Raw genomic sequence first — 15,682 nt, forward strand, 5'->3', positions numbered from 1 at the left:
TTACATGGTTCCATCACATCGGTCACAAGCGTAGAACTCGTTTCATAAATATCCGTGAGATACGTTCTAATACCAACAATAAAGAGTAATACCGATGTCTGAGATAAAAGAAACGAACACGCTGCCTGCAAGCACAGCCGCAGCCGTGGTCATCAATAGCAGCGCGCTGGCTATCATGCTGGCGGCCTTGTCCATGCTCGGCCCGTTTTCGATAGACACCTATCTGCCTGCGTTTCCGAATATCCAGGCATCACTGAATGCGAGCGCACTGGAAGTGCAGCAAACGCTGACCGCTTATCTGTTTTCATTCGCGGTCATGATCCTGTGGCATGGCGCACTATCAGATGCGTTTGGCCGTCGCAACATCATCCTGGTCTCGCTCGCGGTCTTTGCGGTGGCAACGCTAGCCTGCGCGGCCGTGCATAGCATTGAATACCTGTGGGTGTTTCGTATGCTGCAAGGAATTTCTGCAGGTGCGGGTGTCGTAATCGGACGCGCCATCATCCGTGACCTGTATGCCGGATCGGCAGCAGAACGTTTGCTGTCGCTGGTGACCATGATATTTTCCATTGCTCCGGCGATCGCGCCGATACTGGGCGGCTGGATAGTCAAGCATAGCGACTGGCGCACCATCTTCCTCGCGCTATTCGCGTATGCGGTGCTGTTGCTGATTTATTGCTACAAGCGCTTACCCGAATCACTGCCACCAGAAAAACGACAGCCCTTCAACCCACACTTCCTGTACCACAGCTATAAGCGCGTATTCCGTTCACCGCTGTTTCATTTGAAAGCCGGTGCAGTTGCATTTAACTTCGCGGGCATGTTCCTGTATGTCGCGGCAGCGCCTGTGTTCCTGGTCGAGCATCTCGGGCTGGGACCGGATCAGTTTGGCTGGCAATTCATCCCTACCGTGGCCGGTATTTTCTGTGGTGCGTTGGCAGCGAATCGACTGGCAGGCAATATTCCGATTTCACGTCAGGTCCTGATCGGCTTTGGCTTCCTGATCGGTGCCACAGTATTCAACGTGACTTACCATGCGCTGTTCCCGCCTGCTTTGCCGTGGTCGGTTGCGCCTTTGTTTTTCTATACCTTTGGCATGTCTATGGTGGCACCGGGTGCCACACTGCTGGTGCTGGATTTGTTTCCGAATATCCGTGGCATCGTCGCTTCCTGCCAATCCTTTGTGCTGACGATACTGGGTGCTCTGGTAGCAGGTGTGATTGCACCGGCACTCTCGCATACACCGATCGCGCTGGCAGCGGGACAGATGATATTTACGCTGATCGCACTGAGCTTGTGGTTAGGAGGTCGTACCTATCGACGCTTCCTCGATGCGCGACAGGAACCCAATGCATGGGAAAGCGTGGAGTAAGGCCAGACGGGGCTAGACCGCGACTGCGCGGTTCTTGCCCTGCTTTTTCGCTGCGTACATTGCACCGTCCGCCAGCGTAATCAATTGTTCCGGCGTGGTCGTGTCTTCCGGCCAATGCATGGCGATGCCTATGCTGGCTGATATCGATACCGTTGCTGCAGATAATGCAAACGGCTGTTGCAAGGTCTGCAGTATCTTGTCCGCGACCTCCATCGCATCCTGATCGCCATTCAACATTTCCAGTACCACGACAAACTCATCACCCGCCAGCCGCGCTACGGTATCGGTCGTACGTACCGCACCTATCATGCGTTGCGCGATGGTACGCAGTAGCTCGTCGCCCGCTTCATGGCCATAACCATCGTTCACCCCTTTGAAGCCATCAAGGTCGAGGAACAACACTGCGACAGGTTTGCCGAGACGCGCGCCGCGCGCGATAGATTCAGGCAGCTTTTGTATCAGTGCGCGCCGATTCGGCAGATCAGTCAGCGGATCTTTCAGCGCCATGCCCATCAGCGACGCCTGCATCAGTTTTCTTTCCGTGATGTCGTGCAGGAAGGCGATGAATAAATAACCTTTACGACGGGCGACGCAGCCCACCGCCAGTTCTATCGGGAATTCCACACCATCGCGACGCAAGGCAGTCAGTTCGACCCGACGATTGATGATGTTGCTCTGGCCGGTCTGCAAGAAGTGCTGGAAGTCTTTCCCATATCCTTCGCGCATCGCTGGCGGCACCACCAGTTCAGCCAGCGACTGGCCGACTGCTTCATTATGCGTCCAGCCCAGCAAATGTTCGGCCTGCTCGTTCCAGTCGACGATGATGCCGTCCTGGTCCATCGAGATGAAAGCGTCATTCGCATTTTGCAACGTGGCCCGGAGTTCCGCTTCACTCTCCTGCAATCTGTCCTGTATCACCAGTTGCTGTTGCAAGGCATCTTCCAGCGCCTGCGCTTTTTGTTCTATCTCCTGCGTGCGTTCACGCACCAGGTTCTCAAGGTTTTCATTCAGGGTGCGTAGCTTGCCGATATGCTGCTGCTCACGTCCGACCATGTCGGCCAGTGTGCGCGAAAGCAAATGAACTTCATGGTAACCATCAATCACCGGAATAGTCGCCGCGGTGCCTTCCTTGCGCTGCGTAATCGCGGCACTCAACTCATCCAGTGGCCGTGCCAGTTGTCGTGCCAGGGCGACCGCGATCAAGGCTAGCAGCACACCGATGGCACCGCCTACCCATAAGACCTGTTGCTGTAAATCGCGGAAGTCAGCCAGTGCAATTTCTTCCGGCTGCCGGATCAGGATGGCCCACTTCAAGGTCGGATGTCCGGGACGTGCCTGCGTACCGGTTAATGCATAGCCGGTCAGGTAACGTCGTCCGTCCGGCCATTTTTCTGCCACGGCACCAGTACTGCCAGTGCGCGCCAGATCCAGGCTGGTCGTGGCTATCGTGCTTTCCTCGAGATAATCCGGCCCCAGCATCACCACGCCATCGTTGCGCACCACCAGCACTTCGACCAGGTATTGGCGGTCTGCCGGTATCAGCAAGCTATTCACCAAACCACGTGCCCAGCTCCAGCTCAGGTGTATGCCCAATACGCCGCGGTAGTGGCCGTCGCTATGCGTGACGGGTAAGGCGACATCGACAAAGCGCCAGCGGTCTTCGGTTTCCGGCAATTTATCTTCAAGTAACAAGGCCGGATGATAATCGCCGACAAATATCTGCTTTTCGCCGCCCTTGAACCACGGACGTTGGCTTACATCCACGCCTTCCAGCAAACCTCTGCTGGCGGCAACTACCTTGCCTTCAATATCGGTCAAACCTATCCAGGCGTAATTGGGGAAATTTTTATTGACGCTGTCAAAGACGCGCCGGATCTCGGCAGGATTCTGCCCGTCGCGCACAGGTGCCAGTTCGGCTATCACTTGCGCATGATCTATCATGCGGCTCATGCCGCGATCCATCGAATCACGCATTTGCCACGATAGTTGTTGCAGTCGTTCTTGCGCTTGTTGCTTGGCGTAGGTCGCAGCGAAATGATCGATCAGTACCAGCAAGATCAGCATGGTCACGATCACGGTCGCGCACACGCCTATCGTCACTAGGGTAGCTAGTCGCAAGCGCTCCGGTGTTTTTGGTCGCATTCGATGTCCCGTGGCTACTTCATTGGTAGCATGCATCTTTTAGATGCACTGGTGCTTTAATAGTTTTAAGGAAAGATTTCTTTTTACGAAATTTTTCTTTATTAACAAGCGTATACCATGACGGCAGAAACTCACTTTAAACGCAGTTTGCGCAAGTTGACAGATTTTATGTGTTGAAGAGCTGGATAAAACAGAAATTTAGTGTAAATCGCGCAACACTTCCTGCAGCATCTCGGGTGCCAAAGGCTTATGCAATATACCTAGCTGGGCGCCGGCTATGCTCTGTATGCTTTCCACCGATGTGTCACCTGTAATCACCACGGCCGGGATGGCATAGCCACTGGCTTGTCGTACTGCCTGCACCACATCCACCCCGCTGACATTCTCCGCCAGACGGAAGTCGCTCAGAATCAGGTCAAACGCCCGTCCGCTTGCACCCTGCTGTGTCTTTGCCGCCTGCAAAGCGTCGCCCAGCGATGCCACTGCCGTAACCTGATGCCCCCAGGATAACAGCAGTAAACGCATGCTATCCAATACGGCGGCATCGTCATCTATCACCAGGATGTTTTTCGCCGCGCCGGACGATGGCGTCTGCACAGGCATGGCAGCACCCGCTGCGGCGCTTACCTGCGGTGCCAATGGCAGCCAGACGGAAAAGACCGAGCCACGCCCCGGCATCGAACGCAGGCCTATACGTATCTTCAGCAAATCAGCCGTACGTTTGACGATGGCTAATCCCAGACCCAGGCCATGCTCACGACGACGCGCTGCATTCCCGATCTGGTAAAACTCGCTGAAGATCAGCTGCGACTGCTCGGCAGCAATACCGATACCGGTATCCAGCACCTGCACTTCTATAAACTCGCCACGCCTGCGCGCGCCGACCAATACCTTGCCACTCTCGGTATAACGCAAGGCATTCGAAACGAAATTTGCCAATATGCTGTGCACCAGGGCGCGATCGGTTTGTACCAGTACCGCAGTTGGTCTGACGATGAAGCGCAATTTCTGCTCAACGGCAACGGCAGAGAATTGCTGGTCTATCGTTTCCAGCAAGTCCTGCAAGTCAAATACCTCGCGCTTGACCTTGACCGCGCCGGCGTCCAGCTTGGAAATATCCAGCAACACATCCAGCAATTGCACCAGACCTTTCAGCGCCGTCTGCAATTTACCGGCGATATTGCCAACCTCTGCCCCGCTCATCGCAGGCGTGCTGCACAGCGCACGCAGAGTAGCGATGTACAAACCCAGCGCGTGCGTAGGCTGCCGCAAATCGTGGCTGGCCGCGGCAAGAAACTGTGACTTGGAACGGCTGGCAGATTCGGCCCGTTCCTTCTCCTGTCGCAGTTGCGCTATCAACTGGGTGTTTTCGAAACGCAGGGATACGGCCTCACGCACCGTGCGATGCACGTTACGGCTGTAAGCCAGATTCACGCCCAGCAAAAAAAGCGACAACAAAGCGAATACGGAAAACAGGGGGCCGCCATACATAAAGCAACGGATGGCAAATGGCAGGACAGTAGGCAGCGCAAACGCGTAATACGCTGGCGGAAATGAAGACTGCGACGCGACTGAACCGCCGGTCATCCCGGCCAACAGGATGCAGATGAAGACCGTAACTATCGTGCTGTCAGGCGCGAAGAAGAATATCCCGATAGAACCCCACAGGCAGCCGGAAAGTCCGGCGAACGCGGTATATACCCATGCCCGTCGCTCCGCCTGGTCCGGCGTATGGACTGCGCGCAAATCGCGGCGAACGATGACTATCCGGATCAGCGTCAGGACAAAGATCGCGCTCGCCCACGATAGCAGGACGCTGTGCTGCAGCTCATTCCACAGCAGGTAAACCGAGAGGATGACAACTGAAAAATTGCCAAAAAAGATAGGAGTTGCCTGTCGGTACAGGACATTCACCAGTTCGTCGAATATGCGCGTCTCCACTGCGGATGCAGCTGGATGATTGTTCATGAATGTCCCGCCTAAAACGAGGAAAATGGATAGCTACTGCTGCGCAGTGTAATATTTGCCTATTATTACCGTGTAACAATATAAGTCCCAGCGGAAATTATCACGCGTCCGGCACCATGACTAACATCATCATTGCAGAAGATCACACCCTGATCCGCGAAGGATTACGCTCCTTGCTGGCGCACGTCGACGGCATGCAGATCATTGCGGATACCGGCAGCGGTACGCAAGTCGAGGAGCTGCTGACCCGGCACGCTGCCGATTTGCTACTACTAGACCTCGACCTGCCCGGTTGCCACGGCATCACCCTCACCGCACGCATCAAGCAACAACATCCGCACATCAAAATCCTGATCCTGACCGGATCAACTGATCACAATAGCGTACGCCAGGCTTTCACTGCAGGTGCTGATGGTTATCTGCTGAAACTGGAAGATAGCAGCGAATTGCTGGAAGCCATCCCCACCGTGCTGCGCAATCAACGCTACGTCAGCAAACTGCTGGGACCGCTGACGCACTTCCAGGAGCAGGAAGACCAGGCCGTCACGCCACGTGAACAACAAATCCTGAAACTGGTCGCCGCCGGCAAATCATCACAGGAAATTGCCGATGCACTGCAACTCAGCATCTTTACCGTGCGCAAACACAAACAAAACCTGATGGCCAAATTATCGTTGCACAACGCGGTGGAACTGACGCGTTACGCCATGCATCAGGGGCTGCTCTAAATCACGATCAGAATTGCGTCTGCACACCCACGCTGAAGATATTGCGTGAGTAATTGCTGTAGCCGATATTCGACGGATTATCGATCTGCGTATATTGCGCCCGTACCACCATATTGCGTCCCGCCCATGCACTGATGTCCCACAAGCTGGTCAGGCTGGCAGTCTTTTGTGTATCTTCACGGGCCGGGAAAAAGAAGCTGCCTTCGTCGTACTTCACCTTGGAATAACTATAGTTGCCGACTACCGTCCATTGCGGCTTGATGCGATAGGCGGCAAACACACTAGGCCCGTCCAGGCGACGTGAGTACACCGCCGCGTCGGCATGCTCACGTTGCATATTGTAATCAGCACCCACCTGCAAATTCGGCTGCACTTGCGCGACTACGCCGACACTGCCGAGTACGCCATCGGCGTTTCTGTTGCTATCCAAATGCACGGTGCGGTTGATATAGCCTAGCGAACCGGTCAGCGACCAGGTCGAATTCAGATTGCGCGAAACACGCGTGATCACACCAGGCGTGGTTTCATTCATGCGATTCGCCTGCCGCGAAAAACCGATATTCGGCTGTATGCTGGCACTCCAGTCCTTATCGCGATAAATGAAAGCCGCGGACAAGGACATGTATTCATTATTGAAGTCTGACGTATCGAAGTAACCATTCCCCAGCAATACGCCCTGGAACAGCACCGACCAGCGTTCATTCAGTGGCACCAGATAGCTGCCTGTCAGGCTGCCGCTGGCACCCCATGAAGAACGTGGCATCGCATCGGGCGACAAAACGAAGTTACCCGGAAAGCCGCCAACCATCGCAGGAATGATATTCGACACCGGCCCGCCATTGATATTGCTGTCATGCACCAGCCCGGCATAGAACTCCAGTGACCACGGTTTGCCTGATGCCTGGCGCGCAAATGCAGCGGGGTCGTCACGTCCCAGTTGCTCGATCAGGTTACTCATCTGGGTCGATACCTGCCCGGCTGGCAACAGGGGCAAGGTTTGCTTGTATAGCTGTGCCGCTTCATCCTTGCGATCCAGCGCAACCATGATCGCCGCCAGTTCCACCCGCGGATTTGCTTCTGCCGGTTTCAAAGCGATCACGCGCTGATAGTAGACAATCGCCGTGTCTATCCGCTGCAAGGATGCATTGCAACGCGCCAGCACATACAGGCGATCTGCATCCACACTGTTTACAGACGTATCTTCCAGCAATGCACATGCCATATCCGGCCTGCCGTTTTCCTGCATCAAACGCGCGACCAATAATTCATTCCGACCATCGACTGCAGGGGTCGCAGCGTAAGCGACGGAAGAGGACAACATCAATACGACGACAAGCGAACGGAGCATATGATTCATGGATGAAATGGGTAGGGAGTAAATATCTGGCATGACATCAACGTGTAGCAGCAAAGCTACCGCCGCCACTTACGCTATTCGTCGTCATATCCCAGGAACCTTTGACTGCGTTAGCAGCCGGGCCAAAGAATTGTCCGTTCCGGATAAAGCCATTCATGGCTGCACCGTTATACGTGCCATTCATGCCACCGCCTACATATCCGCCGATGTAAGCGACACTATTAAAGCTCGCACTGCCTTTGTTATTGTCGAACTGGACGTTGCCGCCTATCGGTGTGCCATTGCCTATATTGGCAAAGTTGACGTTCATGGTCAGGTTAGCGCCGACTGCCGAACTATCGCTCAGGGTTCCGGTCATGCGGCCATTGAAAGTTGCGTTCAGATTGGTGGGGAAATTCGCACGCGGTGTGACCACGGTATATTCAGTGCCCATTGTCACTGCGTTTGCCAGCGCAATATTGTTTGCACTGCTGGATGCTGCAATGGCAGCCGCCTGCGCAGCAGCTAAAGCTGCCTGTATGGCAGTGAGTCCTCCGCTTGTGATGCCGGCTATACCCGTTGCCACAACAGCTCCACCAGGCGGAGCGACGATCTGCTCGACTGGCCGGATTGCGCCCAGTACAGGAACCTCGCCGTTAAACAGTGATGCAGCCGGTTTAACAGTCGGATTCATGGAGCCGAGTTTTGTGATTAACTTATCCAAGTCTTCCTGATTCACTTTTTCTTTGCTGAATGCCGCCAGCAATGCAAGGAAATCCACCGAAGATTTCTTGTCATCGGAAACCACGGTGATCGTTTGCTTGCCGAGGCCCTCTATCGTGCCGATAGTCTGCGCTCCAGTCAGCTCACCCCAGGGCGAGCTCGGCATGTCAGAAAAGGTACCACCCGAGTTGGCCGCCAGATCCTTCAGCTTGTTCGCAATCATCGCGAATTGCGTGCGCGTCATTGTTGCATCCGGAACCAGTGTCCCGTCGCTGCCGGCAGAGAAGACACCTGCTTCCAGCAGCTTTTGATACTTCTCCTGCACGGTGCTTGCGGGAGATACCGGCGTCGCAGCTGGCAAGCTGGTTTGCTTGATCGGTAAAATTTGTTTGGGCTGTTCCAGCACCGGCTTTTCGACTTGTTTGATTTCTTCTTTTAATTGCTGCTGTTGTGTTTTTTCCAGCAGTTTTTGTTGCTCCAGTTGCTGTGTCAACAGTAATTGTTTTTGTTGCTCAAGCGTCGGCCTCTCCACTTGCTTGATTTGTTCTTTGGTCTGCTCAGCTTGAACTTGCTCGAGCTGCTTTTTTTGCTCCAACTGCTGCGTCAATAAGAATTGCTTCTGCTGTTCAGGCGTCAGCGTCTCAGTCTTCCTGATTTCTTCCTTAAGCTGCTCTTGCTGCTGCAAAGTCTTGGACGGCAACTTTTGCTGCTCCATTGTCAGCTGTTCAGTTTTCTTCACTTCTTCCGGCACAGTCTGTTGCTGCGTCATTTCAGCCTGCGGCGCCGACATCAATTGCCTGCGCTGCTCCAGTGTTAACTCCTGCGGCTGAGGTTGCAGTGTGACTTCCTGCTGCTTGGTCTGGGACTGCATGTAGCCCAGGATCTGCTGTCTTTCCTCCGGCGTATACGTCTTGCTCAACAAGATGTCCCGCCCTGCAGGCGTAAGATTCTTCAGCATATTCGTGATACGCAACAATGTGCTGTCGGATAAAGGTATCGGCGTCTGCTGAGCACCCGACTGCTGTCCTCCTTGTTGTCCAGGAGGCTGCTTCTGCATGGCACGCCCCAGATCGACATCGATACCTTGCACATCTTGCGCTTGGACCGGCTCGACATGCGTGGCTACGAGTGTCAACAAGACAGAAGCAGCACAACACAGCCCCCATGTCTGCCGTAGCGGCATAAGCGGGTGGTACTTATATATAGAGGTAAATGAGTGCATGTGCTTCTCCCGTGGCAGGCCGTATATAGAAACGGCTAATGGCGGCGAGAATAGCAATCGACTTGCCGGGAGTAAATACTGCAAATGCAGTAGTCGGACGCGACCAGAGGTGACGGCAAGGGATCAAAATTCGTCACGAATTCTTAACGATATCGTCACGCAAATCACATGATTTTCACTCTGAAAATGATTTCAAAATATTTGTGTAATCGCGTCAACCGCATTAATTGGCTGGCGTTATATACGTACGAACTGACTAAGCAGTTCGCAAAATTTCCTAATACTTTAGAGAGAGCACTCAAATGAATAAATTAATCGCTGCCCTGGTTGCCGGTCTGTTTGCCTCCACCGTTTTCGCACAAGCTGCTGCTCCAGCACCTGCTGCTGCCCCAGCTCCAGTAGCTGCAAAAACAGAAGCTGCAGCCCCAGCTAAAGCAACCAAAACACACGCTAAAAAACACAAAAAAGCTAAGAAAGCAAAAGCAGCGACTCCTGCAGCAGCACCTGCAGCAGCAGCGCCTGCAGCAGCTAAGTAATTCGCAGTAATTAAAAAAGACAGGTCTTGCCTGTCTTTTTTATTGCCCGATCAGACCGGATACTGATCGGGCATTTTTATGCGCGCTTGCTTTATGTATTGCTCAACGCGCACCAGACGCATCAAGCAACACATTGCACATTAAACGCCTAAAGCCCTGCCGTCACTGCGTGGATCATGTGCACCCGTGAACGTCCCTGTTTTCTGGTTGATCATGATTGCGCCCGGATGTCCTGCCAACGGACTTTGCGCCGGAATCACACTCATCTCATGACCACGTCGTGCCAACTCCTGGAACACCTGTTCGCCCGCATCTTTTTCCAGCTTCAAGGTATCCCGCGTATCCGAGAAGGTTTTGCCCAACAGGAAGCGCGGTCTGGACAGAGCCGTGGCCGGATCCATGCCATAGTCGATCATGCGCGTCAGGATCGCCGCCAGTGTTTGCGGTTGCCCGTCCGCACCTTGCGTACCGTACAGGATCTGCGGCTTGTCATTTTTCATGTACATGCCCGGATTCAGGGTATGGAACGGACGCTTGCCTGGTTGCAGTACGTTCTGATGGCCTGGCTTCAGGCTGAAAGAAGCACCACGGTTGTGCCACAAAATGCCGGTATCACCCGCCATCACGCCACTACCCCAGTCGAAGTACACGGTCTGCAACATCGACACCGAATTACCCTGATTGTCGGTTGCGCCGATGTAGACCGTATCGCCATTTTTAAAGACGTGCGGCCAGGCCAGCGCCTGATCCATCTTGATACGGCCTGCCCATTTATCGAGGTTGTACTTGGACAGCATGGTAGTTGACGGCACGTGTACAAATTCCGGATCGGCCACGTATTGGTTGCGGTCGATGAAAGCGCGTTTCACTGCTTCCACCACAACGTGGTAGTAGTCGGCACTGCCTTCCGGGATTTTTTTCAGATCGAAGCGATCCAGTATGCCCATGATTTCCAGCGTAGTGATGCCTTGTGTCGGCGGCTGGTTGGCCAGCAATTCGCCGCCACGATAAGCAACGCGCAAAGGCGGTTCGATACGCGCCTGCGTCTTTGCCAGATCCGAAGCAGTCAGCGGCGAACCTGCATCCTTCAGGCCTTTCGCAATACGTTCTGCCAGCTTGCCGTCATAGAAGTCACGGTAACCACGCACAGCCAGCATTTCCAGCGTGTCAGCCAGTTGCGGCTGCTTGTACAACTCACCTACTTCCGGCACTTTGCCATTCACCATGAAGTGATTGGCAATCGCTGGCATGTCCGCCAATTCCTTCAGGCGGAAATCCATCCAGAAGCGCTCTGATGGTGAAACCGGGAAACCGTTACGTGCATAGCCTATCGCCGGCTTCAGCAATTCAGCCCAACTTTTGCGACCTGCCAGTTCCTTGTTGCTGATATCGAAGGCCTTGCCCAGGGTATCAACGTTAGCAGCTGTCGTCAGCATGGAACCAGGGCCACGTACCGGGATGGAACCACTGTATTGAGGGAGTATTTGCGGAGCCTGACCGATGCCAGACAGGGTCCTGACTTTGCCGTTGCGATCACTGATGATCATGAAGGCGTCACCGCCAAATCCGGAGAAATGGGGATAGGTAACGTTCAGGCAACTGGCGATGGCGATCGCTGCTTCGATCGCATTACCACCTGATTTCAACACGTCCAGACCGGCCTTGGTAGCCAGTTCGTGCGGGCTGGTGACCATGCCTTTGGTCGAGGTTGCCAATATATTCTTGGGCTTGGCATCTTGTGCCAGCGACAGTGGTGCCAGCGAACCCAGTGCCATTGCACCGGAAGCGGATAAAAAGTCTCGTCTCGTCATATCCTGAAACATCTTGTTCTTCATGTCTTCTCCATTTTTTAATTGGGACAAGACACGCACCAACAACAAATTCCACAGCGATTGATGCGAGCTTGCCTATCTTTTTAGGTAATGCATGCAACGGTACGGCAAGCTAAATAATAGCAGCGCCTATATCGCATATGGTCGAAAAAAAAGCCGCCCCATCTATCAGAGAGGGCGGCGATATTTTTACACTTATACTTTTTGCTCTACTTGCTGATTTTGCTTTGCCTGCGGGAAAGTATTTTCCAACGGTACATGGCGATGCGAGAAGTTAGCTGTGATCCATGCATAGATAGGACCCAGTGCATTCATCACGATCACGACGCCCAGTGCCGACAACGGATCTTTGGGGGTAGGACCGAAACCGCCGAACATGGTCGCGAAGAACGAAGCGAAACCGAAGAACATACCTGGCACAAAGCTCAGGCCTGGTACGCGTGCCATCATGATCATCGCTGTATTGAGGATAAACAGGATAATCATTTCTGCGATCATCAGGTTGGTGCCGGAGAAGTTTTTCGATGCGATACCGAAACCGGTGACGACCAGAAAGCCGGTAAAGGAACCGAAGGCCAGCGTAGGCCAGATACGTTTCATATTAGCTGCGGTTGGACCACCCATCGCAAAGGTACCTGCCCAGCTGACGAAGATCGCCCAGACTGGCAAATGCCACGGCAACTGGACCATAAGGACGGTGGTAACTGCGAGTAGTGATGCAACAACGGCGTGTGGTGGCTTTTTCATTTCTGTCTCCTGATTTATCAAATGATGTGATTCTTTTGTAGTTCTTATTTGGCAGTAGCCGGTTCGCAGACGTGGCCTTTAGCGCCATGGTCTTTTGCACCGCAACAGCCGTGACGGTGGATTTCCGCTTTGTGCTGGGTAACGACGGTGATCTTGCCGCGTTTGATTACCCATGAACGAGCCGGAATATCCAGCAAGGCATCCGCGACCTGGTAGGTGTCGAGGATGACCAGGTCAGCCTGTTTGCCGACAGCGACACCGTAGTTACCGCCGATGCCGATGGAACGTGCAGCATTGGTGGTGCCCATTTCGAGGATCGCGGCCTGGTGTGCAGGTGTACCGAAGGACACTGCATGCGCCAGCATATTGCCGATGACCAGCATGTCGGCTTTACCGAAAGGCGTGAACGCATTGCGGATATTGTTCGACGAGTAAGCAACGTTGACACCTGCTTCATGCAGCGAACGTACTGGTGTCAAACCGCGACGACGGTTCTTGGTATCGTTGCGGCCACCGAGGTAGAGATCGGTTGCTGGCAGGGTCACGATGCTGATGTCAGCCTTGCGCAGCAATTCAATGATCGGTTTCAGTTCGTCCGGATCGAGCGAACCAAGGCTGGTGACGTGACCCATCGAGACGCGTCCCTGATAACCGGTATCTATGGTTTTTTGTGCGACATAAGCAGTGGCTGCAAAACGCTGATCGCTGGCATCGTCGGAGAAGTCCGCGTGCAGGTCGATAGGTGCATCATGCTTGATCGCCATGTCGAACACGATGTCGATATGACGCTTGGTGTCTTCCCAGGTCAGTTCGTTGTATGGGCAGCCACCAACCACGTCCGCACCCAGCTTCATGGATTTCTCCATCAAGTCAGTCGTGCCTGGCGATTTGATGATGCCTTCCTGTGGGAACGCAACGATCTGGATATCCATCAGGTCTTTGTATTCGTCGCGCAGCTCGACCAGTGTTTCCACACCGATCAGCCCCTGGATCAAATCAACGTCCGGGTGAGCGCGCAATGCGACGGTACCGTTTTTGACGGCCATATCGAGCACCTGGCGGGAACGATCCAGCACGTCCTTGCGTTCCTGTTTGCTTTTCAGGATACCGGTCACGCGGATCGCTTCTTCCAGCGTACCCAGGACCGGCGGCAAGCGGCGGTGCAGGAATGCTTTTTCCAAATGCATGTGTGGCTCAACCATGCCTGGAATAACGGCACGGCCTTCTGCGTCGATTGCTTCTTTTGCCGAGGCATCGAGGCCTTCTTCTATGGCAGCAATCTTTCCATCCTTGATACCAATGTCCATCAGTGGTTTGTCATCCCACACGCGTACATTGTGTATTAACAAGTCCATCTCCATAACCTTCTCCTCTGGATGAAACAACTAAAAACCTAAAGCAATTCCCTCGCCTCGCGGATCTGCACCGCCTTCAAAGAACGGCGACCACGGACCCGGCAAACGGATCGCTTGCGCCGTACCCATACGTGGGAATGGCCACTGTGCCGGTTCCACTGGATGACCTTGTTCACGCAATGCGTCAAAGGTTGCCTCCGGTGCTGCGGACTCCAGCAATAATTTGTTCGATGTATCGCCCCATGAGCGACCGTACAGCACGCGTGGCGCATCGATGGCTTCCTGCACGTTCAGACCGAAGTCGACCACGCGGGTTGCAACTGATGTTTGCGTCTGTGGCTGCACTTCGCCACCCTGGGTGCCGTACACCATGTAAGGCTTGCCGTCCTTGAACAACATGCCCGACATCAGCGTCGATGCACTTTGTTTGCCTGGTTTGAGGACGTTCGGATGATCTGGTTGCAGCGAGAAGAACGCGCCACGGTTTTGCATCAACACGCCCGAACCTGGGTCAGTGACGCAGGAGCCGAAGTCGAAGTACAGGCTTTGCACCAGGCCAACCGCATTACCGTATTTGTCGGCGATGCTGATGAAGGTGGTGTCGCTGCCGCCCGGACGGTTTTCATGCGTACGTTTGGTATCTGCCAGCCACTCTGCGCGCTCGGCGTTAGCCAGTTCCGGATCGAGCAGTTTCTCGATAGGGATATCGGAGAACTCAGGATCGGTCAGGTACTTATCGCGCTTGTTGAAGGCCCATTTAATGGCCTGGATCATGGCGTTGTAGTACTCAGGCGAGTTCGAGTCCAGTCCTGACAGGTCGATACCGTTCAGGAAATTCAGGATCATCAACCCAGCGATACCTTGCGACGGTGGCGGTACCTGGAACGCCTGGAAGCCGCGATAGTTGGTCGAGATCGGTTTGACCCACTTCGCGTGATAGTTCTGGAAGTCTTCAACCGTCAACAAACCGCCCTGGCTCTTCAGGTAAGACACGATCGATTGTGCGGTTTCTTCGTAGAAGTAACGCGGACCGTGTTGCGCGATGTTTTCCAGGGTCTTGGCCAATGCCGGTTGCTGCAGGCGTTCGCCAGGTTGGTAGGCGTTGCCGTTTTTCAGGAAGATGCCAGCCGAGCCAGGATCTTTGCGGAAGTCTTCGGTGTCATCGCTGATCCAGCGGCTGATATCCTGCGTGACCGCCACGCCTTCGCTCGCATAGCGAATCGCCGGTGCCAGCAGGCGGCTCAGTGGCATGGTGCCGAAACGTTCGTGCGCCAGCGCCCAGCTATCGATCGCGCCAGGTACGGTGATCGCGGATTGCGGACCACGATTCGGGATCGCGTCCATACCGCGGTAGGTGTCCAGTGTGATGTCTTTACCGCAGGTGCCGCTGCCGTTCAGCGCGGACAGGGTGTTGGATTTGGCGTCGTGTATCATCCAGAATGCATCGCCGCCTATGCCTATCATGTGCGGCAAGACCACGCTCATGGTCGCGGCCGCGCAGATTGCTGCGTCTACTGCCGTACCGCCTTCCTTCAACACATCCAGTGCTGCGCCGGTCGCCAGATAGTGGGCGGTAGCGACCATGCCATGTTCGGCATAACTGACTGGGCGGGTGGTTCTCATCATTTCTCCAAGAATCGGGTTCATGGAAGATGAGCATAAAGATCAATGACTCAGGTGGGAATCAGGATTACCTGATTCGAATCTAGGGATTTTCCTAG

11 protein-coding genes are annotated in these 15,682 nt (G+C 54.2%); 3 read left to right on the forward strand and 8 right to left on the reverse strand.

What is annotated here, in order from left to right:
* Positions 1–94 precede the first annotated feature (94 nt).
* Positions 95–1,372 carry a multidrug effflux MFS transporter gene (locus IXC47_RS01355; protein WP_195874484.1) on the forward strand — a complete coding sequence of 426 codons (1,278 nt, stop codon included), beginning with the start codon at positions 95–97 and terminating at the stop codon, positions 1,370–1,372.
* A gap of 12 nt (positions 1,373–1,384) precedes the next feature.
* On the opposite strand, the gene IXC47_RS01360 is transcribed toward IXC47_RS01355, so the two are convergent.
* Positions 1,385–3,514, reverse strand: coding sequence for a diguanylate cyclase domain-containing protein (locus tag IXC47_RS01360; RefSeq protein WP_230089332.1), 2,130 nt, complete (start codon positions 3,512–3,514; stop codon positions 1,385–1,387).
* A gap of 198 nt (positions 3,515–3,712) precedes the next feature.
* The gene (locus tag IXC47_RS01365) at positions 3,713–5,482 is read right to left on the reverse strand and encodes a hybrid sensor histidine kinase/response regulator (RefSeq protein WP_195874486.1); all 1,770 of its coding nucleotides are present in this window, start codon (positions 5,480–5,482) and stop codon (positions 3,713–3,715) included.
* 116 nt (positions 5,483–5,598) lie between these two features.
* Between IXC47_RS01365 and IXC47_RS01370 the strand changes: the two genes are divergently transcribed.
* Positions 5,599–6,210, forward strand: a complete 612-nt coding sequence (locus IXC47_RS01370) for a response regulator (protein ID WP_175625022.1) — start codon at positions 5,599–5,601, stop codon at positions 6,208–6,210.
* 7 nt (positions 6,211–6,217) lie between these two features.
* Here IXC47_RS01370 and IXC47_RS01375 read toward each other — a convergent pair whose 3' ends face one another.
* Entirely contained in the window at positions 6,218–7,558 is a 1,341-nt protein-coding gene (locus tag IXC47_RS01375) for a surface lipoprotein assembly modifier (RefSeq protein WP_195874487.1), read from the reverse strand.
* 46 nt (positions 7,559–7,604) lie between these two features.
* Complete coding sequence (locus IXC47_RS01380) at positions 7,605–9,407, reverse strand: S-layer homology domain-containing protein (RefSeq protein WP_195874488.1); 1,803 nt, start codon at positions 9,405–9,407, stop codon at positions 7,605–7,607.
* A 386-nt stretch (positions 9,408–9,793) separates the two neighbouring features.
* Between IXC47_RS01380 and IXC47_RS01385 the strand changes: the two genes are divergently transcribed.
* A complete protein-coding gene (locus tag IXC47_RS01385) occupies positions 9,794–10,027 on the forward strand; it encodes a hypothetical protein (RefSeq protein ID WP_175625019.1) in 234 nt (77 codons plus the stop codon).
* Positions 10,028–10,167: 140 nt separating this feature from the next.
* Here IXC47_RS01385 and ggt (IXC47_RS01390) read toward each other — a convergent pair whose 3' ends face one another.
* From ggt (IXC47_RS01390) to ggt (IXC47_RS01405), 4 genes are all read right to left on the reverse strand, one after another.
* Positions 10,168–11,862 carry a gamma-glutamyltransferase gene (ggt, locus tag IXC47_RS01390; protein WP_175625018.1) on the reverse strand — a complete coding sequence of 565 codons (1,695 nt, stop codon included), beginning with the start codon at positions 11,860–11,862 and terminating at the stop codon, positions 10,168–10,170.
* A gap of 192 nt (positions 11,863–12,054) precedes the next feature.
* Positions 12,055–12,606, reverse strand: a complete 552-nt coding sequence (locus IXC47_RS01395; protein WP_195874489.1) for a DUF1097 domain-containing protein — start codon at positions 12,604–12,606, stop codon at positions 12,055–12,057.
* A gap of 44 nt (positions 12,607–12,650) precedes the next feature.
* Positions 12,651–13,961 carry an amidohydrolase family protein gene (locus tag IXC47_RS01400; protein ID WP_230089333.1) on the reverse strand — a complete coding sequence of 437 codons (1,311 nt, stop codon included), beginning with the start codon at positions 13,959–13,961 and terminating at the stop codon, positions 12,651–12,653.
* Between the two features lie 30 nt (positions 13,962–13,991).
* Positions 13,992–15,584 (reverse strand): gamma-glutamyltransferase, encoded by a 1,593-nt coding sequence (ggt, locus tag IXC47_RS01405; RefSeq protein WP_195874490.1) that lies wholly within the window; start codon positions 15,582–15,584, stop codon positions 13,992–13,994.
* Between the last annotated feature and the right edge of the window lie 98 nt (positions 15,585–15,682).

Origin of the sequence: Herminiimonas contaminans (assembly GCF_015645465.1) — a bacterium.
GTDB lineage: Bacteria > Pseudomonadota > Gammaproteobacteria > Burkholderiales > Burkholderiaceae_D > Oxalicibacterium > Oxalicibacterium contaminans.